The organism is Arthrobacter sp. TMN-49, assembly GCF_054511095.1.
In genome coordinates, this window is record NZ_JBTNDH010000048.1 from 1 (window position 1) to 22790 (window position 22790).

Genomic DNA, 22790 nt, shown 5'->3' on the forward strand with positions numbered 1-22790 from the left:
CATCATGGGCTGTAGAGCCGAACCATTCAGGTACCGCCATGCCACTCACCGCCTTGCCAGTCCAGCGTCAATTCGGAGAATCAAAGCCCTTATCTGTGGCTAAAAACTGGATTCGTCATCAGAAATTTATACGGATCACTTCTAATCTTCTGCTACCTATATTCTATGAGCAGGGTCCGACATCCTGGCAGCACGACAAACCCCTGAAGCGAAATCTGTGGACGACCACACCCCCAGCCGGGCCTGTGGAGGAATCAATCCCGGCAAAAAAGCCACAAAGACCACCAAACAAGCACCACCAAACACTCAAGACAGCCGCAACTTAAACCCCGCGTGCGACCGCACAAACCCCAGACGCCCATAGAACCGGTGAGCATCCAGGCGCCTGGGCTCAGGGTGTTGTGGACGCGTACTGGCCGGGGAGGAAAGAGCTAGGGCTGGCAGCTGGCGGTGTTGGAAGTGGAGAAGGTCCACCCCGATACATGGCGCTATCGGTCTGAAAGTGACAGTGACGTCAGAACGCTACCCCCGCCCGCCTCGCCTGCTACATTCCGGGTTCAACCAGCCCCGTGTCATAGGCCAGCACTACTGCCTGGACCCTGTCCCGCAACCCCAATTTTGCCAGGATCTTGCTGACATGCGTCTTCACAGTTTGTTGGGCAATGAAGAGTTCGGATGCGATCTCCTGATTCGAGAAGCCGCGTCCCAACAAAGTCATCACCTCTAGTTCCCTGTCGGTAAGCCCGTCGAGGCGTTCCCTCGACAAGACGGGCTTGGCCCCGGCGACAGCAAATTGTTCAATCAACCGCTTGGTCACCGAGGGCGCCAACAGGGCCTCCCCCGAGGCCACAATCCGCACGGCCGCCACCAGCTCTTCGGCGAGCGCATCTTTGAGCAGGAAGCCGCTGGCGCCCAGTCGGAGGGCGTCGTAGACGTAGTCGTCTACATCAAAGGTTGTCAGCATCAGCACATGGATGGGCGTCTCTGACTGATCCGGGTCGCCTGAAAGGATCTGCCTGGCCGCTTCCAAACCGTCCATGACAGGCATGCGAACATCCATCAGCACAACATCCGGGCGAAGTTCCCTGGCCATCTCCACGGCGCGGGCACCATTCTCGGCCTGCCCCACCACCTCAATGTCGTCCTGGGCTCCAAGAAGAGCGGCAAAGCCTTCACGGACCATGGCCTGATCATCCACAATCAGCAGTCTGATGCTCATTGTTGGGCGCTTCCTTTTGACGTTTTGGCAGCGTTGTTGTTGCCGTTGCTTAGGGGCAGTTTGGCTGTGACACTGAATCCGCCGTCGGACGTTGGCACACACACCACCGAGCCACCCACAATCGCAGCCCGCTCACGCATGCCAATGAGTCCCTGGCCCACATGGGCACCCTTGTCCAGCTGCGCGATGACGGCACCCACGTCTGAGCTGGAATTGACCACCGAAACGCTCAACGTGCCGTTGCGCACGGCGAACCCCACGCGGACCTTGGCGCCCGGGGCATGGCGGACAACATTGCTCAACGCCTCCTGAACAATCCGGTACGTGGTCAGGGCAATAACCTCGCCAATGTCATGACTTTCGACGTCGGACAACACAGGTTCTGCTATGCGCACCCCCGCCGATCGGGCCGAGGCAAAAAGCCGCGGCAGATCGGCCAGGGTGGGTTGGGGCCCCAGCTCACGGCCGGCTTCTGCGTTCCGCAGGGATCCGAGCATGCTGCGCATTTCTGTCATGGCCCTGCGGGAGTTGGCGGCAATGGCATCAAACTCGCGTTTGATCTCCTCAGGCATGTCGGCGTGGCGGTAGCTGGCGGTGGTTGCCTGCACCACCACCACCGACATTCCATGCGCCACCACGTCGTGGAGTTCACGGGCGATGCGTGTGCGTTCCTCCGCCAGCCGGCGCCGCGATTGTTCCTCCGCGCTCACTGTGCGTTCTGCCGCCAACTCGGCGCGCAGGTGCTGCCATTGCTGGGCAACAACTGCTGCCACCATGAGTCCGCCGGATACTGCAGCAAAAATGACAACATTATTTTGGGCGCCCTCTGACTGGGCGCCGGGCAGTGTCAGGTAGTTGGAGACCACACCCACCATGACGCTAGCTAGCCATGCGCCCGCGGCCACCATCCAGTGGGTGCGCAACCCTGCCAGGCAGATGACGAAAACCTGTGTCACCATAGCCACCACGCTGAACGGCATTGGCGCCGCGCCCACCGGGTTGGACACCAATGGCAGGATCACCATGGGAATGATGGAGACGAGCACACCAGCCACCGGCCTGGCAGCCGTGAGGCCCAAGGATGCCACATGCAGAATGGTCAGTCCCAGCCCGAATGACAGTGACATCCCGTACAGGTTCATGTTCAGCGGAGCCCCCACGGCCAGCAGGGCGATGCAGACGGCAGCCGTGGCCAACCAGACCCAGCCAATCCCTTTCAGACGCCACAGATTGACTGTGTTGAAGGGCGCCGAGTCAAGCACGTGTGCGGTGTTTGACGCCAGCGTCTCCAGCGGTGTTGGCGCCGCTCCCGGCTCTGTCCCTGAATTCTTAACCGTTTTCATGTCCGGTGACTATAGCCTCTGTTGTGAGTTCTGCCGTGGGACCGTCTTCATCGAGCCCTTCAAGCCCGCCTGCGGGCGTGCCCTGCCAGGAGCGAATCCTCCACCCACCCGGGGTGGCACTGGGGGTGGGCTCACCTTCCATGATGACAATTCCCGTGTTGGAGAGGTCATGATATTTGGCATCCGACCAGTCAAGATTGACGCCCCTGTATCCCGCCCAGAATCGAATCATGGCACCGTGGCTGACCATGGCAACAGCACCGGAACCGGGAAGAGAAGCCGCCTCCGCCACCACTGCATCGAAACGTTCCAGCACGTCGTGGCCGGTGTCGGCGCCAGGCATCCGTGCCCGCAAGTCACCGGCCAGCCATGATTTCAAGGTCAGCAGGTACGTCTCAATGGAGGCCCTGTCACCCTTCATTTCTAAGTCGCCGGCGCTGATTTCGCGCAACCCGGCTCTGCGCTGCGGGGTGAGCTGGCCTTCGGTTGCCAACGGGGCAGCTGTCAGGGCTGTGCGGGTCAGATTGGAAATGTACAAGGCATCGATGGTTTCCTGTGCCAAGGCAGCTGGCACCGCCGACGCCTGCCGCTGGCCCAGCGCCGTCAGGCCCGGCCCCGGCGCGGCAGTGTCCAGGAGGCCCCGGACGTTGTTAGGGGTTTGGCCGTGCCTAATCAAGATCAGTCGCATGGTTCCATTCTGTCCTACTCGCCGGTCATGTGCTCGACAACGTGCACATGACTGATTCTGGTGTCGCAGGGTCGTCACAGCCCTGTCAATACCCAGTGTGCGCGAGCCGCCTTGAGCTATGCTGAGAATGCGTTTTCAGGGATGGAGGACCTGCGTGTCAGCAGTGCGTGAACAGTTGTTCGTTTCTACATTTTGGAGCATCCGCCGGCCCAAGGCTGCCTTGACGGCAGGTCACTTTGTGATCCGGCTCAACGATCCGGCCATAGCCTTCAGCGTTGACTCATCCAACGACCTCTTGGAGTGTTACCACCGCCTTGTTGCCGCCATGGTGGACCTCCACGGGCCCGTTGTTGCCCAAGTTTATGTTGCCTTGAACTGGCAGCCGGTTGGGGATGCCATCGGCGAACCGGTAGCGGAAACCTCAACCCCCACCCTGCACCTGTTTTTGCACGGCGCAGGTCTTCCGGCGGCCTCCCCCATTTTGCGGATGCCTGCTCATGATCGGGTTTCCTACGCTAGCCCGGCTCGAGCGGATGCCGCTGTGCGCGCGGCCCTGCGCAGCGAGGCCGGTTCAGCGGCTAGCCAGTCCGGCGCCCTGCCGGAAGTCACTTTCCGCATCAACGAACTCAACGACGTCCAATGGACAGCCATTCTGGAGCCCTCCTCATCAACCCTGAACACGCTAAGCGCGGCACGGCTCCTTGAACTTGCCGCCACCTTGGAATCTTTTCATTCCCGCTCGGTTCCACCGTTTTCGGGGGCAACCCTGTGGGCCTGCGAGCAAGGCCATGCCGGTGAAAACGGCGCAGCTACCATCACCATCTTCGGTCGCCGCCATGGCCAAGCTGAGAACCCGGTGGCAGATTTTTCTCGCTCGGGGGCTCTGGACATACCCGCGCAGCCTAGCTAGGCCTAGGCTAGGGGGGTGAGCAATGAACCCGCACCCCGTGACCCCGCCGCCACTGACGCCGCCCTCGACGATGAACAAACTCAGCGCCTGGTCGGGGTGGCCATGGATCTTGCCCGCGCCGGCGAGACCGCCCAGCTCGCAGAATTCCTGGACCACGGCTTCCCCATTGATCAGCTAGATGCCCAGGGCAACTCCCTGCTGATGCTCGCGGCCTACAGCGGCCAAGCCGAAACTGTTGCCCTGCTGCTGGCCAGGGGCGCCGATGCCGATCTGCGCAACGGCCGGGACCAGTCCCCCGTGGCCGGGGCCCTGTTCAAGGGCGAGGACGCGGTGGTGTCGTTGCTGGTTGCGGCGGGGGCGGATCTCGACGCCGGAACCCCCACCGCCCGGGCCGCTGCCACCATGTTTGGCCGTGAACACCTGCTCAGCTAACGCCGGTTCGTTAAAGCACGACGGCGGCACCTGACTTTCGCTGTTAAGCGAAGGCAAGTGCCGCCGTCGTTCATCTTTAAGGGCTACGCCTTGGACGCCTGGTGGGCCTCAATGGCCTTGCGAACACCCTCGCCGTAGGCCGGATCAGCCTGGGTGCAGTTGAAGATGTGACGCTCAATGGTGGCCTGTGAGGCACCGTCGATGGCGCGGGCGGTGTTCTCGAAGAGCGCCTGACGCTGCTCCTGCGTCATCTTCTCGCGGAACAGGATGCCCGGCTGCTCAAAGTAGTTGGCATCGTCTTCGCGGAAGTTGAAACGGTCGGCAACGGCACCAATGGCCTGCGCCGGGTCGGCGTAGGCCGGCTGCTCCGGCCAGCGGCCGTAGGAGTTCGGCTCGATGCCGGGGGTGCGGCCCTGGTTGCCGTCAACGCGTCCATGACCGTCACGGTGGTACGTGTTGACAGGGTTCTTCGCGGCGTTCACCGGGATCTGGTGGTGGTTCACACCGAGGCGGTACCGTGCGGCGTCACCGTAGGAGAACAGGCGACCCTGCAGCATGCGGTCCGGGGAGAAGCTGATGCCGGGGACCACGTTGGCCGGGGTGAAGGCGGACTGCTCAATATCGGCGAAGTAGTTCTCGGAGTTGCGGTTCAGCTCCCACTCGCCCACCTCGATCAACGGGTAGTCCTGCTTGGACCAGACCTTGGTCACGTCGAAGGGGTGGTACTTGTAGGTGTCGGCGTCGGCCTCGGGCATGATCTGCACCATCAGCTTCCACTTCGGGAAGTCACCGTCCTCGATGGAATCAAAGAGATCGCGCTGGCTTGACTCGCGGTCGGCGCCAACGAGCACACCGGCTTCGTCATCGGTCAGGTTCTTGATGCCCTGCTGCGTGACGTGGTGGAACTTGACCCAGAAACGCTCGCCCGCCGCGTTGATGAGGCTGAAGGTGTGCGATCCGAAGCCGTGCATGTGGCGGTAGCTGGCCGGGATGCCACGATCAGACATGACGATGGTGATCTGGTGCAGCGCCTCGGGCAGGTTGGTCCAGAAGTCCCAGTTGTTCTCGGCGTTGCGCATGTTGGTGCGGGGATCGCGCTTCACCGCGCGGTTCAGATCCGGGAACTTCAAGGGATCGCGGAAGAAGAACACGGGGGTGTTGTTACCCACCAAGTCCCAGTTGCCCTCCTCGGTGTAGAACTTCAGGGAGAACCCACGGATGTCACGCTCAGCGTCGGCAGCGCCGCGTTCGCCGGCAACGGTGGAGAAGCGGGCAAACATTTCGGTCTTCTTGCCAACCTCGGAGAAGATGTTCGCCTTGGTGTACTTGGAAATGTCATTGGTCACCGTGAAGGTGCCAAAGGCTCCGGATCCCTTGGCGTGCATACGACGCTCAGGGATGACCTCGCGGCTAAAGTGGGCCAGCTTCTCCAAGAACCAAACGTCTTGCAGGAGCATGGGGCCGCGAGAACCTGCCGTCATGCTGTCCTGATTGTTGGAAACCGGGGCGCCTGCGGCCGTGGTCAGCGGGGCGGTGTTTTCGATAGTCATATTTATTTATCGCTCCTAGTGATTGTCAGATTCTGTTGATTCACAAGTCTTTGGGTTGCGCAGTCCGGGCAAATGCCCCAGTAAATAACCTCGGCCTCATCAATGATGAATCCGTGGCTATTGGAGGCGTGCAAACATGGCGCTTCACCAACGGCACAGTCCACATCCGCAATGTTCGCGCAGAAGCGGCACACTACGTGATGGTGGTTGTCCCCCACCCGTGTTTCAAAACGAGCCGGGGATCCCGAAGGTGCAATGCGGCGCACCAAGTCAGCTTCAACCAGCGCCGCCAACACGTCGTACACGGCCTGCTTGGACACTGTGCCCAAGACAGCCCGCACGGCACCAATAATGGTGTCGGCATCGGCGTGCGGATGCGAACTCACTGCAGCAAGAACGGCAACGCGAGGACGGGTCACGCGCAGGGGTACTGCCCGCAACATCTCCTCCAGCGCCCGTTCTTCAACCATGGCCCCATCATGTCAGCCTTTCTGGACTGAGTCCAGTAAGGCCTCCGTGTTTCGGAATTGATTCCTGCACAGCCAGCATCTGGCGCGAAGTTATGCACTGTTCGGGCCCCGGCTCTGGCGCCAGATTCTGCAAGTCCATAGGCTCAGTCCATGAACACTTTTACGGGCATTCCAATGTCTGCGGTGGAGTTTTACGCGGCCTTGGAAAGCAACAACAACAAGCCGTGGTGGTTGGCGCACAAAGACACGTACGACGCCGATGTGCGGCTCCCGCTGCAAGCGCTGGCGGACGCGCTGGAAGCCAAATTTGGTGCGGCAACGATCTTCCGCCCCTATCGGGATGTGCGGTTCTCGCCAGACAAGACCCCGTACAAGAGCGCCCAGGGCATGTTTCTGTCCAACTATGAAGGTGTGGGATTTTACCTTCAGCTCAGCGCCGACGGCCTGCTCGTGGGCGGTGGTTACCACTCCTTCTCCCCCGCCCAGCTTTCGCGGTACCGCGCAACAGTGGATGCGTCAATGAGCGGAAAGGCGCTGGAAGCCATCCTCGCCGGGCTTGTAGAGTCCGGCTTCAGCATTGAGGGCCAGACGCTCAAGACAGCGCCCCGTGGATTTCCCCGGGATCACGAGCGTGCAGATCTACTCAAGCACAAGACACTGAGCGCCTCCATGGCACTCGGGGTGCCCGGTTGGCTTGAAGGCGAGGAGGCGGAGAGCAAGATTAGCGACAACTGGGAGCAGCTGCGACCCCTGGTGGATTGGGTAATTCGCTACGCCGCGCCCTGACCTCCGGGGACGCGCCTGAGGTAGTAGCGCATGGGAGAGTGGCGGACCTTCTTGGGGGTGATCCGCACCAGCACGGCTGTGACTTTGAACAATGTACGCAACACCCAGTCCTTATGCAAGGACCACCTGAAGCCGTACATTTCGCGAACAGTGGGAGGGAGTAAGCCAACCGTTAGAAACCTCACCAGCGGCATCAGCAGCTTCACCCACACGGGTGCATGGTTGGCGGCGAGTAACTCCCTGGCCACTGCACTCACAGTCTCATCAACGCTCAGCAGGGCCACTTGCTGCTCCCAATACACCTCAAAGTCGGCGCATGATGCTGGCCAGAGTTCAGCGGGCATACCCAGGGCAGTCCCGAGCACTCCATAGCCAGCGTAAACGGACTCCGCATCTGATGCCGACAGTGCCGGGAACACGGTGGCGTATGTTTGTGCCGCTGATTTGTAGAGGGTGGCGGCCACCCACAACTGCTGCACCGGATTGGCGGCGTCATAGGCCGGAACCGCAGGCGAACCGGAAAATTTCACCGGCAGGTGGGCCCGCTGCACCTGAGCCTGGACATGACGCCGCTGTGCGGGTGTGCCGTTACTCAGGGTGTAAATGTAGCTCAGGGTGCCGTGCAGCCGCTTTAGCGGATCGGTAGCAAAATTCGAATGCCGGGCAACACCGTAGCCGACCGCCGGGTTGGCCAGTTGCAATAGGATGGCGCTGCCGGCTCCGGCAAGCAGTACCGATTCCGGTGCCACATCAGCCAAACTCAACGGCGCATTCACCCTAAAACTTCTCTGCCAGTCATGTACTACAGCGTGGCACACCGTTGGGTGTTAACGAAGCAGGGAGGGAGGTACGTGTACTCGAGTGCAGTGGCGGAACACCGCCACACGAGAATCCGTATCCCCCTCCCGCTCACGCAGAGGTCTCGCTAGCCGAGCTTAGGCGGCACAGTCTGCAGGATCCCTGCCGCTTCCTCGCGGCGCAAACGCGAGTTCCAATGCCCGTAGCTGAAGTAGAACACCAACCCCACGGCTAGCCAGATTGCGAAGAACACCCAGGTCAGCGTGGCCAGATTCAACATCAAGAAGATGCACAGCACGGCCGAAAGGACTGGAATCACAGGTCCGAAGGGAACACGGAAAGCAGGTTTCAGGTCCGGGCGCTTGTGGCGGAGCACCAAAATACCAATGCTCACCATGACGAAGGCACTGAGCGTACCGATGTTGATCATTTCGCTCAACAGTTCCACGGGTGTGAATCCAGCCAGGATGGCCACAAAAACGCCACTCAGGATCTGTGTGCGCGCCGGCGTGGCGTGGCGGTCAGAGGTCCGGCTCAGTCCGCGTGGCAGCAAGCCGTCACGGCTCATGGCCATCATGACTCGGGCCAAGCCCATCAGGAGCACCATGATCACAGTTGTCAGGCCAATGAGGGAGCCCAGTGAGATGATCACAACGGCCCATTCGGCCCCTACCAAGGAGAATGCCGTGGATAGCGACGGATCATCCACTTGCGCAAGGTCCTTGTAGGACACCATTCCGGTAACCGCCAAGGTGACAAGAATGTACAAAACAGTCACCACGGCCAGGCCGGCAAAGATGCCGCGTGGCAGCGTCTTGGACGGGTTTTTTACTTCTTCGGCGCTGGTGGCCACGACGTCAAAACCAATGAAGGCAAAGAACACCAAGGCTGCCCCGGAGACTATTCCCACAAAACCGTAGATGGCTGGCTCGGCTCCCGTGAGCAGGGACAGGAACGGCTGAACCTGCCATGAGGTGTCGGTGGCAACTGCCGGCTGCGACGGGGGAACAAACGGCTGGTAGTTCTCGATCTTGACGTAGAAGAAGCCCACGACGATCACAAACAGGACGATGCCAATTTTGATCAGAGTGAAAACGTTATTGATGCGAGCAGCCAATTTGGTGCCCATGACAAGAATGAACGTGAAGACTGACACCACAATCAGCGGCCCCCAGAACACGGTCACGGGGCCCAACGCAAAGTTTGAGGGAACATCGAGGTGCACAGCCTCAAAGAAGTTACTGAGGTAGATACCCCAGTACTTGGCAATCACCGAGGCCGCCATGAGCAGCTCCAGGATCAGATTCCAGCCAATAATCCAGGCGAGAAGTTCGCCCACTGTGGCGTAGGTGAACACGTAGGCACTGCCAGTGACCGGTATGGCCGTAGCAAATTCCGCGTAGCACATGATGGCCAACGCGCAGGTGATGGCCGCGAAAACAAAGGAAACGGTGACGGCTGGCCCCGCGTGATGCGCCGCAGCCTTGGCACCTACTGAGAAGATACCGGCGCCTACGGCAACAGCAATTCCCATGATCATCAAGTCCCACGTGGTGAGGGTTCTTTTGAGACCGTGGCCTGGTTCGTCAGCATCCGCAAGGGAATGCTCAATCGATTTAGTTCTGAACAAGTTCATGGAAACCGCTTATCTTCAGGTAATTTCAACTAACCCACAGTAGCGATCCTTAGCAGAATAGCCACATTCACTGAATCTTGTCTCACCTGATGAGACGCAGGTTTGACGCTTCGCGTCCCGCCCACAGCTCAGCGCGGAGGCTGAAACACAATGCTGGTGGTGACGTCGGAGGACCCAACTGCGGAAGCGGAAATCACCAGCGGGTAGCCACTCACAATGCTCATGGTGGGCACCGACAGGTCAAAGGTTGCGGTCCCTGGGCTCCAGCTGGCAGCCGTGCATGAGCTCTGCCCCGGCATCGAACTGGAAGCATCCAAGCACTCCCACCCGTCACGGGAGGACGCAGCAAGCGGCATCTTCACCCAGTATTTCTGCATTCTGAAGGTGACAGCGGCATTGCTGAGTTTCGTCTGGCCAGCATGGGAGAGGGTCACCCGGATTTTCGCTCTAGGGTAGCTCCACCGCGAAATGCTCGCAGTCGCAGAGATCTTCACATCCTCCGGCGAGCCGGTTGGCGACGGGGCGGGGGTGGTCGGCGCCACAGTGGGGATGGGCGGTGAAGGGGTAGGAGTCAGCGACGCACCCGGACTGGGGGTGGTGGGCGCCAGAGTGGGGATGGGCGGTGAAGAGGTGGGCGCCGGTGACGCGCTCTGCCCAGGGGTCTGCGGCGAGGGGGTGGGCGCCGGTGCCGAGCCCGGACTGGGGGCGGGAGTCGCGACCTGCAGGGGAAGCCACCATGGTTGCCACGGGCGTGACCAATCACCCTGGCCGGGCTCTTCGGGATCGCGGGTTGGCAACCATCCGGCAGACTCGCTCGGATTGGCGGAGCTGGTGGGAACGGCCACCACCGGCGGTGGAAGGGCTGAGCCTGGCAAGATACCACCCGGGCCTGGCGGAGCTAGGGCACTAGGTGATGACGCCGAGGCCGGAATACTGCCAATCACCAGCGGAGGCTTCGCCACGGCAGCTACCACAACACCACCCAAGAGAATCAAGCCAACTGCGGAGGTGGCCACCGCCGTGCATACCGGGCCGAAAGCGCCGGCGCCGGCATCGGTCCCTGTGGTTCCGCCTCCGGCTACTGTCCCCGCCCCGAAAGCAACGCCCGAGACCTGAGTAGTAGCCAACCCCGCGAGACTGAAACCGACGAATAAAGGGAGAATAACTGAGCGCATGCCGCCGCCTACATCGTTTAGATGCAGCAATGCTTCGGTACAGCGCAAACAGCCCTGCAGGTGGGCCCGAACCTGGGCGGACCGCCTACGCGTCAACCCTCCACGCGAATAAGAGCCGAGATTGCCCGCATAGTTGCTGCAGCCGTTGTCGGCGGTTGAAACATGGTTTTGCAGATACGCCTGCTTCAGCCCCTCACGAGCTCGCACAGCTAGTGCGGCTACCGCATTGGCTGAAATACCCATGATGGGAGCCATGCCCGCAGGTGTCATGCCGTCCACCTCCGAATACCACAGCACTGCTTGCCAGCGCTCGGGTAATTCCCGGAAGGACCTGCCCACTACATCATGCTCAAATGCTGTTATGGCTGGATCCGTGCGCAGCGGCGGCGCCATGACGGTTTCAAGATCGTCCATGAGGACATGTTTGTCATCGGCGGCCCGTTTCCCCAGGGCCAAACGACGCAGCGTTGTCAACAGATAGGCACGGAAAAAGACCGTCGGACCATTTCCGGCCTGGATGGCCTCGAGAACTTTCGCGAAGGCCTCCGCCACCAGATCAGGAATATCGCTGGGATTACGGGCATATCCGCGCGCTGTAACCATGGCGGAACCAACATGCCGCTCATACAGGCCAGCAAAAGCTTCGTTGTCTCCAGTTCGCACTTGGAGAATCAACGCCTCATCGCCACCCGGCGCCGGCGCAGCCCCGCTAGCTTCCTTGACGTCGTTCCGAGTCAACTTCTCCCCCTCTTCGTTGACTGAGGCCTGCACGCAGGAAAATTCAGTCTACGTCAGCGCGCACCTTCTGCACTGTGAGTGCAAAAGACGAAAATCGTGACGCGAAAATTGATAACTTTTTGAATAGTCTTTTTTGGCTTTAAGTGCCAATGTCGCGGGCAGCCTCACTGATCTCCAGTGGGCGCCCGCGACGGCAGAACTACGTGCGTGATGCGTTACTAACAGTGACTCCTAATGCGTGCGACGAACCCGTCGAAGTAACAAGATGGTTGCCCCGCCTGCCAGGAGCAATCCGCCAAGAAGCAGGGGCAGCGGCGCGCTGGATCCGGTTTGCGCCAAATCCCTGTTCGGCACGGCTGTCCCAGTGTTCGAAGCAGGGACGCTCACCGCAGCGCTTGTTGCAGCAGGCGAGGGGTCAGCTGTGGTCGCCGTCGCGGGCCCGGTGGGCGCTGGCGACTCGCTCGGCGTCGGCATTTCAGTCGACGCCGGGGTCGCAGGTTCAGTCGTCGTCGGCGTCGCAGGTTCAGTCGGCGTCGGCTTCGCAGGTTCAGTTGGCGTTGGCGTGACGATGTCAGTGGTGGTGCAAGGCTTTTCTGCAACACACTCAGCCGGGGGGACAGTTCCTGTTCCTGTGACTGAGTTGGTGAGGGTCGCTCCGTACGCATCGTCGTTGACCAGGATCTGGTAGCTCAGGGTCGCCGTTGCACCCTTGGCCAAGCTAAACGGTCCGGCTGTCAATTGCTTGGCGACGGGGTCTGCCACACCTCTGGGGGCACCACCAGCTACCGTGAGCTGTGCCGAACCGGCAACAAATGAGGCATCGTTCAGGACGCCTGCAAGGTCATCGTGAAAAGTTATGCCGTCAACCGTTCGTTCACCGGTGTTGCGAGCTTCCACTGTGTAGTTAATGGTGTCACCCGGGTTGACGGGGTCCGTGGCATCGGAAGTCTTGGCCATGGTCCACGCAGCAGTAGGGGCCTTGTTCGTGACTGTGCAGGATGTGACGGTGCCCGCAAGCGCTGTCACTTCAAAGCCCACGTTTCCGGCATCGTCGGTGTTGGTCACGGCCAGTGGCTGACCATCACGGGTGCACACAGCGTTGTAGCCGCCATTTTGCACGACCGTGTAGCCGGGCTGTTGACGCTCCCTGACGGTCACCGTGGCAAGTTTTTTGGCCTGAAAGTCCAAAGCCATGCCCGCCTGACCGTTCGCGCCGGTGGTCAGCGTTTCTTGCGCGGCGTTGGCAGGTGTTGCATCAAAGACCCAACCTTCACCAGGGGTGGTGTCCGTGGAATCAGAGGCCTCAACAGCCTTGTTCACGTTCAGGGTGCCCGTGCAGCCGGCTGTTGCAATGTCCGTCAAGATTTTCGCCAACTCATCATAGTTGGTGGTGAAGTAGTCGGTGCCAGCAACCGGTCCTGAGATCTGAGCCAGCCGGGCAGCATCTGCTCCTTTCACGCCAACTCCGATGATCCGAGTTCCGGCATCCTTGAGCCGGTTGGCCTCTGGGATGGCAGCATTCAGTGATGCCGTGACATTGCTGGCGCCACTCTGGCCCGTGCCGCCCTTCCCGCTTGCACTGTCTTGCCTTTCATTGAGCGGATTCTCACCAAAGAACGTCGGGAGTCCGTCGGTAAAGAAGATCACGCCGTCGTAACCGTCGGTGGGCACAATGTTTAGGCCCTGCTGCCAGTTGGTTCCACCGAACCAGCTTTGGGAATCGCCGGGGCGGGTAAGCCCGTCGATGCTCGCCTTCACGCTCGCCGCTCCGTGGTCGGAAGCCACGGACGTGGCCGCCAATTGCTGCGTTGCAAAGGTTGCAAAGCTGTAGACGCCCAGACTTGTGCCGGTGCCCTGCAGGGCAGCAACAGCTGCGGTGCTGGCAGATTTGACGCTCTGGACATCGTCATTGGTCATGGACGAAGACATGTCAAAGACCATGGCCAGATTCAAGCCACATTTTTGTTCAAGGTCAGGGTTGGGAGACACGCTGGGCGCCGCAGCAACGTTGGCAACTGTTGCCGTGGTGCTAGCCAGCGCCGGTAAAGCGCCTGCCACCATGGTTCCGGCGACGGCAAGGGCAGCAACGGCACCGGTAACTTTGCGTCCCCGCCAAAGGTTCTTTCTCAACATGTGTAGCAATCACTTTCACTTCATGCCGGCCGTTTATTCGGCCGGTCATTAAGTGAGAGAGGGGTTGGCGCTATTCATGACGAGAAAAACCGTCAATGTGATTGAGCGCACTTTGACGGTTTTTCAGAAACTACGTTGTGGTGCCGCTACTGCCGGGAAATGTTCACCATCTGCTCGCGATTCACAACCTTGATGCGCTCACGAGTCACCTCGATTCCCGGCTCCGGGACATAGCCGGCACCCAATTCCTTCTCATGGGCGTCAAGTTTGTTCCAACCCTCCCAGGTGGTGTGGTCCACGCCGCGGTCCTTGAGTAGTTGCACAATCTCATCCTCGTCGGGGCGCAGCGCCTCCGGCAAGGAAAGTCGATCCTCCAAGAGGCACCCAATGGTTTCCAGGGCGTCGCCCTTGGTGCTGCCAATCAGGCCAACCGGACCGCGCTTAATCCATCCGGTCACGTACAGCCCCGGCACTTGGGTGCCGTCGGCGGCCACCACGCGTCCGCCGTCGTTCGGGACAACACCCCGGCGAGCGTCGAAATCCACGTCGGGCAGCTCCGAACCGAGGTAGCCCACAGCCCTGTACACGGCCTGCACCGGGTAGTCCACCATTTCACCGGTGCCGCGAACGTTGCCCGTGCCGTCAAGTTCGTTGCGTTCAAAGCGAATCCCGGACACGTGCCCGTCAGTGCCCATGATCTCCAAGGGCGTGTGCAGGAAGTGCAGATGCAGGCGGCGCGACGCCGGAACCCGGGTTTCGTCGTGATCTTCCGCCAGCCAGTTGGTCAAGGTGTTGACCATGATTTTGACCTGGTTGTTGCTCTTGATGGCGGCGTCGGATGCCTCATCAAAGTCAAAGTCCTCTTCGTAGAGCACAATGTCCACGTCGCGGGAATGGCTGAGTTCGCGCAGTTCCAACGGAGTGAATTTAACCTGCGCAGGACCGCGGCGACCGAAAATGTGAACATCCGTCACCGGCGATTTCTTGAGGCCAGCGTAGACGTTGTCCGGAATTTCGGTGACCAGCATGTCCTCCGCGTGCTTGGACAACACGCGGGCCACATCCAACGCCACGTTTCCGTTGCCAATGACGGCAATTTCCTTTGCCTCCAGCGGCCAGTCCCGTGGCACGTCGGGGTGGCCGTCGTACCAGGAAACAAAATCGGCGCCCCCGTAGGAGCCGTGAAGGTCTATGCCGGGGATGTCCAAGGCGGCGTCCTTGGTGGCGCCCGTGGCAAAGATGACCGCGTCATAGTGGGACTGCAGATCGCGCAAGTGCAGATCCCTGCCGTACGTGACGTTGCCGAAGAAACGGATGTCTCCCCTGTCAAGCACCCTGTGCAGGGCGTTGACTATGCCCTTGATCCGGGGGTGGTCCGGGGCCACCCCATAGCGGATGAGGCCATAAGGCGCTGGTTGCGATTCAAAAATGTCGATGCTGACGTGAACATCGCCGCCAGCAACTTCCTGAGACTTGGTCAAAATATCTGCCGCATAAACGCCAGCCGGGCCGGAGCCAATGATAGCGACGCGGAACGGGCGAGTGGCGCTCAAATTAGCCAAGAAAGAAGTCCTTCCGAACGGTGAATCGCAACATCTACGGATATAGGAGTTGCTCACGGAGGCGCGAATTAAGCCCCGCTTTCATAGTCTAATTGCCACCACGCTTTATCAGCGGAGCGGAAATGACAATTTACGCTCGGGAACACCGCAGGTGGCAGCACCGGCACCAGAGGTACCAGCATGAATCCCGGTGCAGCTGTTGTTGTCGATGGTCTGCTGCCTCCTGCCGTCCACTCGATTCAAAGTGGACATGGAATTTATCTCGCTTCAGTGTTGCTATGGAGTTTGTGATAGATAGCGAACCTCAAGTCAGCGAGCCTGAAATGACCCGGCAGTTGCGCGTCAAGCCTGCCCGCACGGAGGCCGCAACTGGGGTGCTCTACGGCATCGGAGCCTACGGCCTGTGGGGCTTGCTGCCCATTTACTTCCTGTTACTGATGCCCGCCAACAGCATTGAGATCGTGGCAAACCGTGTGGTGTGGTCGCTTTTCTTTTGCGCGCTGGTCATCACCATCAGCCGTGGCTGGGCGAAAATAGGCGCCGCCCTCAAGAACCGGCGCATCCTGGGAACGTTGACCGTGGCGGGCGTCCTGATAGTGATCAACTGGCTGACCTACGTGTTCGCTGTGACGACGGGCAGCGCCATTGAGGCTTCCCTTGGCTACTTCATCAATCCCCTGGTCTCTGTCCTGATTGGTGTCATCGTCCTGAAGGAAAAGCTCCGGCCACTGCAATGGGCGGCTGTGGGTGTCGGCTTCATAGCAGTTGTGGTGCTGACCTTCAGCTACGGCAAACTCCCCTGGATTGCCCTAGTCCTGGCATTCAGCTTTGGCAGCTACGGGTTCGTGAAGAACCGCGTGGGCGGCAAGGTCGATGCCATCACCAGCCTGAGCATCGAAACAGCCGTGCTGACCCCATTCGCCCTTGCCACCCTGGTGGTACTGACGGCTCTGGGACAGGCCACGCTGACCGGATTTGGTGCTGGCCACTTCTGGCTGCTGGCCGCCTCTGGGGTGATCACGGCGGTGCCGTTGCTGTTCTTTGGGGCTTCCGCCAGCAGGCTATCCATGACAGGGATTGGCCTGCTGCAGTTCATGACACCGCTCATTCAGTTCATTGTGGCGCTGACAATCTTTGGCGAACACATGAGCTTTGAACGGTGGGTGGGTTTCTCCATTGTCTGGGTTGCCCTGCTTATCCTGATCGTGGACATGCTCGCCAGCTACCGCCGCACGTCTCGGTTGCGGCAAGTCGCGGCGCGCTAGTTGGCGAGCATCCCACAAGTGGACCGGCCTCCGTCCGCCTAGATCCCCTGGGCCTGGAAGTCTCGGGGTACAACAACCATGGGCACCGGCAGCGAGCGCAGAATCTTGTTGGCAGTGGAGCCGATGAAGATTTTTCGGTTTTCGGCGAGACGGCTGGACCCCACAATCACGAGTTCCCCTGACTTCCAGCCGATCCCGTCCACGGCTTCTTCAATATTGCGCCCGTGGGCCAGCGTGACTGTCACCTTGTTGTGCGGCAGTCGGCCGGCAGCCTTAGCCAGCACGGTGTTCACGTGCTGGCGGGCAGGGCTGAGGGCGTTGTTCAAATCAAAGTCTGACTGCTCCAACTGGTCAATCTCCACCACCGACACCAGCCGAAGCGGTACGTGCCGCCTGCTCGCTGCCGTAATGCCGACGTCGAGCACGCTCTGCCAGCCTTCACGCACACCTGTCATCACCGTCAACCGGGTGAGGGGGTCCCTGCGGTTGTAGCCGCGTGGGGCCAGCGCTACCGGGACAGGGGAGGCGTGCAGCAACCCGTTCGCCACAGAACCCAGCGTGAACCGTTTGAACACACCATTGCTGGCGGCACCCACCACAATGAGCGCGGCGTCGTCTTCTGTGGCCGCATCGATCAAGCCGTGTACAAATGACTCTGCGGTTCGGGAGGAGAACGTGGCACTGACGTCAACGGGCACCATGGCCAACGCGAGCTTTTCCATGTCCGGATCAACCGCCTTGTTCGCATGCGTCACGTTGACTACGTGAAGTTCCGCCCCTTGAGTGCGTGCAATAACCCCGGCGAGAGCAACGGCATCAGCGCCGCGCTCATCGGGACGGTATCCGACAACATATTTCATGAATTCGACCCTTCGGCAGGCCCCGTTGAACGCAGCTAGGTAGTGCGCACGCCGGGACGTTCGTAGCACTGACTGTACAGCCGCCGGGCCACTGCGGAAAGGGTTTTCTGTTCCGGCTTTGTGAAGCTCTTGCTCGACACCGGGTGGGAGCCGCGCCGGGACGTCCTTGGGACACCAAAGCGGCACCCACGGTGGGTCAAAAGCCCATCCTGGGTGCCGCCGTCGAACAGGGTTGTTGCCTAGACTGCTGCCGCGCGGATGGCGTCGCAGAGGACGTCCAGGCCGTCGTTCAGCAGTTCGTCGCTGATGACCAACGGCGGCAGCAGACGGATCACATTGCCGTAGGTGCCACAGGTCAGGATGACGACGCCGGCCTGCAGGCAGGCTCCTGCGATGGCCTTGGCTGCTTCGGCGTTGACTTCCTTGGTGGTGGCGCCCGTGCCGGGCTTGACCAATTCGATGGCCATCATGGCCCCGCGCCCGCGGATATCGCCGATGATGTTGGTGGCGCCCATCTCCTCAACGAGAGCCGTGAATCGGTTGGTGACGATCTTTTCAAGGGTGGCGGCGCGGCCGTTGAGGTCGTGCTCCTTCATGGTTTTGATGGCTGCCAGGGCCGCAGCGCAGGCAATCGGGTTTCCACCGTACGTGCCGCCCAGGCCACCGGGGTGGACGGCGTCCATGAGGTCGGCGCGGCCGGTGATGGCGCTCAACGGCAACCCGCCACCAATGCCCTTGGCCATGGTGATGATGTCGGGCACAACACCCTCATGCTCTGAGGCGAACCAGGCGCCGGTGCGGCAGAAGCCCGACTGGACCTCATCGGCGATGAAGACAACACCGTTTTCCTTCGCCCAGGCGGCCAAGGTGGGCAGGAAACCGTCGGCCGGGACAATGAAGCCACCCTCACCCTGAATCGGCTCGATCACGATGGCGGCAACAGAGCTGGCGCCAATTTGTTTTTCGATCATGGTGATGGCGCGGCGCGCTGCCTCCTCACCCTTGATGTCGGCTTCTTCGCGGTACGGGTAGCTCATCGGCACGCGGTAGATTTCCGGCGCGAACGGGCCAAAGTTGGTCTTGTACGGCATGGCCTTAGCGGTCAGCGCCATGGTCAGGTTGGTGCGGCCGTGGTATGCGTGGTCGAAGGCGACGATGGCGTCGCGCCCGGTGGCCAAACGCGCAACCTTGACGGCGTTCTCGACGGCTTCTGCACCGGAGTTGAACAGCACCGTGCGCTTCTCGTGGGTGCCCGGGGTGAGGGCGTTCAGCTCTTCAGCAACGGCCACGTAGCCTTCGTAAGGGGTGACCATGAAACAGGTGTGGGTGAAGTGCCCCACCTGCTCGCGGACTGCATCCACCACGTTGGCGTCCGACGCGCCAACACTGGTGACGGCAATGCCTGACCCCAAGTCGATGAACGAGTTGCCGTCAACATCTTTGATGATGCCACCGTCAGCATCTGCAACGTACACCGGAACGCCCGAGGCCACACCCGCAGCAACAACGGCCTTACGGCGGGTCTCAAGCTCCACGGACTTCGGACCGGGGAATGCGCCAAGAATCTGGCGCTTCTGCTCAAGACGGAACTGGATTTCAGACATGGAAATACCTTTCAAAAGGGAAGTGCTCAGAATATGTAGTGGGGCGGACTACGCGTCCAGGTTGCTCATGACGTGCTTGATCCGGGTGTAGTCCTCTACGCCGTACATCGAGAGGTCCTTGCCGTAGCCGGACTGCTTGAATCCGCCGTGCGGCATCTCGGCAGTGAGCATGATGTGGGTGTTGATCCAGACGGCACCAAAATCCAGGTCGCGGGAGACGCGCATGGCCACACCGTGGTTGGAAGTCCAGACACTCGACGCCAAGGCGAAGTCGACGTCGTTGGCCATTTCCACGGCTTCCTCCTCGGTCTTAAACGTCTGGACGGTGATGACGGGACCGAACGTTTCCTGCTGCACAATGTCATCGCTCTGCTTCACGCCGTCAACAACTGTTGCCTCAAAGAAGAAGCCCTTGTCGCCCGCACGCTTGCCACCAGTCACCACAGTGGCGTAGGCGGGGATGTTGGCAACCACGTCGCTGACTGCGTTGAAGTGGTTGATATTGTTCAACGGCCCAAAGTAGTTCAGGGAGTCATCCTCGTGGCCTGTCTCCAAACCGCGGGTGGCGGTGGCCAAGGCTGCGACAAACTCGTCGTGAGCTGATTCCTCAACCAGCACGCGAGTGATGGCCGTGCAGTCCTGGCCGGCGTTGAAGAAGGAGAACTCGGCGATGGACTGAGCAGTCTTGCCCAAGTCTGCATCGGCAAAGACGACGGCGGGCGCCTTGCCACCCAGCTCCAGGTGGGCGCGCTTGAGCCCTTTGGCAGCGCCCGTGGCGACGGCGATGCCGGCCCGCACGGAGCCGGTGATCGAGACCATGGCCGGAACCTTATGGTCAACCATGGCCGCACCCGTTGCGCCGTTTCCCAGCACAAAGTTCAGTACGCCGGCCGGAACAATGTCCTTGGCGATGTCGGCAAATACCATGGTGCTTTCAGGGGTGGTGTCGCTGGGCTTGAGAACAACAGTGTTTCCGGCGGCCAGGGCCGGGCCGATCTTCCAGATCATCATCAGGAACGGGTAGTTCCACGGGGTTACCTGGGCGATGACGCCTACGGGTTCGCGGCGCACATAGGACGTCATGTTTTCCATGTACTCGCCTGCTGCGCGGCCTTCAAGCAGGCGCGCGGCACCGGCAAAGAAACGCAGCTGGTCCGCTCCTGCACCGACTTCTTCGGCGGCAATCATGGCCTTGACCTGGCCGGTGTTGCGGTGCTGGGCTTCCACGATCTCGTCGCTGCGAGCCTCAATGGCATCGGCCAGCTGCAACAGCACGGTTTGGCGCTGACCGGGAGTTGCATGCTTCCACGTCTTGAAGGCTGCGGCGGCCGCGCTCATGGCGGCGTCCACATCGGCTCGGGACGAGACGGGTGCCTTGGCAACAACCTCACCGTTGGTGGGATTGACGATGTCCAGGGATTCCGTGCCGGAAACCGGGACAAATGCGCCGTTGATGAAGTTCTGCAAGGTCTGGACCACAGTGTTCAACCTCTTTAGCTCGATGTTCGGGACGCGGGTGATACACCGCATATGCGAAATCCTAAGCCCGCGGCAGCCCCTGAGCGAATAGTCACTTGCACCACTGCACCCTTAAGGCGTAGTGCGTTTGTATAGTTGATCCATGGCACTTTCCTTGGCAGACCTGATCGGCGTACCCGGCTTATCCCTGAAGAATCTAGGTTCGGTAAGAACTCCCCTCACCGCGGCCATCGACTGGGTGGCTGTCACCGAATTGGAAAACCCCCAATCGTTCCTGAGCGGTGGCGAACTGGTGCTGACCACGGGGGCCCGGCAAGGCACGGCGGATTCGCAGCGTTCCTTTGTGCGGCAGATCAAGCGTGCGGGAGCTGTTGGCATTGGTTTTGGTGTCGGTTTTGAGCACGCAACAGTGCCCGCAGCCCTTTTGGCCGAGGCCGACCGTTGGGCGGTGCCAGTAGTTGAGGTCCCCTACAGCACCCCTTTTATTGCCATTGGCAAGCTGGTTGCCGACGCCCGCTCCTCGGACCACTACACCAAATTGGAGCGACTGCTGCGCGAGCATCAGGTGTTGGCGCGCGCGCTTCTGACAGGGGGCGGGCTGCCCGCGTTGTTGCAGAAACTTTCCTCCATGGTGGCGGCGGATTTAGTCATAACGCAGTATGGCGGCGAAGTAGCTACAACTTCCGCTGGCGCAACTCCTGACGACGGCGCTTGGCATGCGGTAGCACTGTCCACAGGAAAGCGGGATTCGAGCACATTGTGGCTGCGCAGACCCTTCCACGACGACGGGATAGTTGACTACGCCCGCGGTCTCATCAGCATTGAGCTGAATAACCTGGTGCAGCGCCGTCACACTGAACGCCAAATTGCCGGCCAGGTCATCGCGGATATTGCCCGGGGCACCTTGGAAGCCGCCGATTCCACTGCCCGGCTGGAGAATCTAGGCATCGTCACAACAGGCAAGAGCTTTGTTTTGCTGGTGCGCGCCGAGGACAGCCAATTCGCAACCCTTTCCACCATCTCGCTGCCGGTCAGGCTGGAAACCGCCGTGGCCGCCGTCGTCAGTTCCGAGGGAAGCCAAGAACTGGTCGTCGTGGTTCCCGCCCAGGCCGGCGATCCTACCGACCTGGGCAGGGCCCTTAGTCACCAGATGCACAATGTGGGGATCACCGCGGCCGTGGGAATAGGCGGCACCTACTCCCAGGCCAATGGTTTGCGATGGAGCTATTTCGAGGCGCGTGAGGCAGCCACTCGGGGCTTAGAAGTCAACGCCCCGGAGCGGCTGAGCCTGACGTCACTGTTGCTGGCCAGCGAGGACGTGCCCATGTCGGACATGGCAGCCGAGGCTCTGGGGCCTCTCACAGCCTTCGACGCCTCACATGGGGCCGAGTTGGTGGACACCTTGGAGACGTACTTGAGGCTCAACGGTTCTGTGGCGGCCGTGGCTGACGCCATGGCTTTGCACAGAAACACTGTCCGCTACCGGCTCACCCAGATTGCTGAGCTCACAGGCTATGACCCCGCTTTGACGCCTGACCGCGTGCAACTGTGGCTGGCCTTGGCTGTGCGCAGATTGTCCCCGCCAGCCTGATCTCGCGGCGCCTTCACTCGTGGAGTGGAGACGACGAATCAAGCTGGCGAGGATAACCCTCATGTTTGCCTATGCGACGCTGCGGTAGCTGAACTTACGAACCAGCAAGAGCAATCCAAGCCCAACGAGGAGAGCCAATACTGACACGTAGATCGACCACATCCCTGCGCCTGTAGAAGCCAGTTGGCGGGGTGCCGCACTGCCCAAAGCCTGCGACCCTGAGCTCATTGCCTGAACGTTGCCGACCGTCGCCGCGGGGGTTCCCGGGGCCACTGGGGTTACAGGGGCTACCGGTGTCACCGGGGTAACGGGCGTTACAGGTGTCACCGGGGTAACAGGGGTTACAGGTGTCACCGGGGTTACGGGCGTCACCGGGGTTACGGGCGTTACGGGGGTTACGGGCGTTACGGGGGTTACCGTGTTTGTGGCTTCCGAACCGTTGGAAACAGCATTACCCAAAACACCCACAGCATTCCCGGACACATTCACCGGCACCGTGACAGGGGCTGCCACCTGAACATCGCCCAACACATCACCAACAAGGCCGCCAC

The 22790-nt window shown here is 60.7% G+C and carries 18 protein-coding genes and 1 pseudogene; 5 read left to right on the forward strand and 14 right to left on the reverse strand.

The features are described 5' to 3' along the window. Window positions 1-544: 544 nt before the first annotated feature. Genes ACX80E_RS15865 through ACX80E_RS15875 form a run of 3 tightly spaced genes read right to left on the reverse strand, consistent with a single transcriptional unit; the run spans window position 545 to window position 3250 of the window. Window positions 545-1219 (reverse strand): response regulator, encoded by a 675-nt coding sequence (locus ACX80E_RS15865; protein ID WP_459303012.1) that lies wholly within the window; start codon window positions 1217-1219, stop codon window positions 545-547. Then, on the reverse strand, window positions 1216-2562 hold the full coding sequence (locus ACX80E_RS15870) for a sensor histidine kinase (protein WP_459303013.1): 1347 nt from the start codon (window positions 2560-2562) through the stop codon (window positions 1216-1218). The genes ACX80E_RS15865 and ACX80E_RS15870 overlap by 4 nt, the downstream gene beginning before the upstream one ends. Continuing rightward, window positions 2549-3250 (reverse strand): histidine phosphatase family protein, encoded by a 702-nt coding sequence (locus tag ACX80E_RS15875; protein ID WP_459303014.1) that lies wholly within the window; start codon window positions 3248-3250, stop codon window positions 2549-2551. The genes ACX80E_RS15870 and ACX80E_RS15875 overlap by 14 nt, the downstream gene beginning before the upstream one ends. Before the next feature lie 154 nt (window positions 3251-3404). Here ACX80E_RS15875 and ACX80E_RS15880 point away from each other — a divergent pair, with 154 nt between their 5' ends. Together ACX80E_RS15880 and ACX80E_RS15885 are read left to right on the forward strand one after the other, a co-directional pair. Then, entirely contained in the window at window positions 3405-4160 is a 756-nt protein-coding gene (locus tag ACX80E_RS15880) for a hypothetical protein (protein ID WP_459303015.1), read from the forward strand. Window positions 4161-4262: 102 nt separating this feature from the next. Next, complete coding sequence (locus tag ACX80E_RS15885; protein ID WP_459303029.1) at window positions 4263-4592, forward strand: ankyrin repeat domain-containing protein; 330 nt, start codon at window positions 4263-4265, stop codon at window positions 4590-4592. Window positions 4593-4675: 83 nt separating this feature from the next. On the opposite strand, the gene ACX80E_RS15890 is transcribed toward ACX80E_RS15885, so the two are convergent. Then, complete coding sequence (locus ACX80E_RS15890; RefSeq protein ID WP_459303016.1) at window positions 4676-6142, reverse strand: catalase; 1467 nt, start codon at window positions 6140-6142, stop codon at window positions 4676-4678. 2 nt (window positions 6143-6144) lie between these two features. After that, complete coding sequence (locus tag ACX80E_RS15895; RefSeq protein ID WP_459303018.1) at window positions 6145-6612, reverse strand: Fur family transcriptional regulator; 468 nt, start codon at window positions 6610-6612, stop codon at window positions 6145-6147. 150 nt (window positions 6613-6762) lie between these two features. Here ACX80E_RS15895 and ACX80E_RS15900 point away from each other — a divergent pair, with 150 nt between their 5' ends. Further along, window positions 6763-7398 (forward strand): DUF2461 domain-containing protein, encoded by a 636-nt coding sequence (locus tag ACX80E_RS15900; protein WP_459303019.1) that lies wholly within the window; start codon window positions 6763-6765, stop codon window positions 7396-7398. Here the strand turns inward: ACX80E_RS15900 and ACX80E_RS15905 are convergent. From ACX80E_RS15905 to ACX80E_RS15925, 5 genes are all read right to left on the reverse strand, one after another. Continuing rightward, entirely contained in the window at window positions 7383-8162 is a 780-nt protein-coding gene (locus tag ACX80E_RS15905; protein ID WP_459303020.1) for an oxygenase MpaB family protein, read from the reverse strand. The two genes, ACX80E_RS15900 and ACX80E_RS15905, sit on opposite strands and share 16 nt — an antisense overlap. A 161-nt stretch (window positions 8163-8323) precedes the next feature. After that, window positions 8324-9832: an amino acid permease gene (locus ACX80E_RS15910; RefSeq protein ID WP_459303021.1), complete on the reverse strand. Its 1509-nt coding sequence runs from the start codon at window positions 9830-9832 to the stop codon at window positions 8324-8326. A gap of 128 nt (window positions 9833-9960) precedes the next feature. After that, the gene (locus ACX80E_RS15915) at window positions 9961-11778 is read right to left on the reverse strand and encodes an RNA polymerase sigma factor (RefSeq protein ID WP_459303022.1); all 1818 of its coding nucleotides are present in this window, start codon (window positions 11776-11778) and stop codon (window positions 9961-9963) included. 198 nt (window positions 11779-11976) lie between these two features. Then, on the reverse strand, window positions 11977-13878 hold the full coding sequence (locus ACX80E_RS15920; protein ID WP_459303023.1) for a DUF7927 domain-containing protein: 1902 nt from the start codon (window positions 13876-13878) through the stop codon (window positions 11977-11979). Window positions 13879-14024: 146 nt separating this feature from the next. Further along, window positions 14025-15440, reverse strand: a complete 1416-nt coding sequence (locus tag ACX80E_RS15925) for an FAD-dependent oxidoreductase (protein ID WP_459303024.1) — start codon at window positions 15438-15440, stop codon at window positions 14025-14027. Window positions 15441-15763: 323 nt separating this feature from the next. On the opposite strand from ACX80E_RS15925, the gene rarD reads away from it, so the two are divergent. After that, window positions 15764-16705 (forward strand): EamA family transporter RarD, encoded by a 942-nt coding sequence (rarD, locus tag ACX80E_RS15930; RefSeq protein ID WP_459303031.1) that lies wholly within the window; start codon window positions 15764-15766, stop codon window positions 16703-16705. 38 nt (window positions 16706-16743) lie between these two features. Here rarD and ACX80E_RS15935 read toward each other — a convergent pair whose 3' ends face one another. The 3 genes from ACX80E_RS15935 to ACX80E_RS15945 form a co-directional block, all read right to left on the reverse strand. Further along, window positions 16744-17565 carry a universal stress protein gene (locus ACX80E_RS15935; RefSeq protein WP_459303025.1) on the reverse strand — a complete coding sequence of 274 codons (822 nt, stop codon included), beginning with the start codon at window positions 17563-17565 and terminating at the stop codon, window positions 16744-16746. Window positions 17566-17804: 239 nt separating this feature from the next. After that, window positions 17805-19169, reverse strand: a complete 1365-nt coding sequence (gene gabT, locus ACX80E_RS15940) for a 4-aminobutyrate--2-oxoglutarate transaminase (RefSeq protein ID WP_459303026.1) — start codon at window positions 19167-19169, stop codon at window positions 17805-17807. Window positions 19170-19217: 48 nt separating this feature from the next. Next, a complete protein-coding gene (locus ACX80E_RS15945) occupies window positions 19218-20699 on the reverse strand; it encodes an aminobutyraldehyde dehydrogenase (RefSeq protein WP_459303027.1) in 1482 nt (493 codons plus the stop codon). Window positions 20700-20790: 91 nt separating this feature from the next. On the opposite strand from ACX80E_RS15945, the gene ACX80E_RS15950 reads away from it, so the two are divergent. Then, window positions 20791-22239 (forward strand): PucR family transcriptional regulator, encoded by a 1449-nt coding sequence (locus ACX80E_RS15950; RefSeq protein WP_459303028.1) that lies wholly within the window; start codon window positions 20791-20793, stop codon window positions 22237-22239. 69 nt (window positions 22240-22308) lie between these two features. Here ACX80E_RS15950 and ACX80E_RS15955 read toward each other — a convergent pair. Continuing rightward, window positions 22309-22790 (reverse strand): annotated as a pseudogene (locus ACX80E_RS15955) (hypothetical protein); the annotation flags it as partial.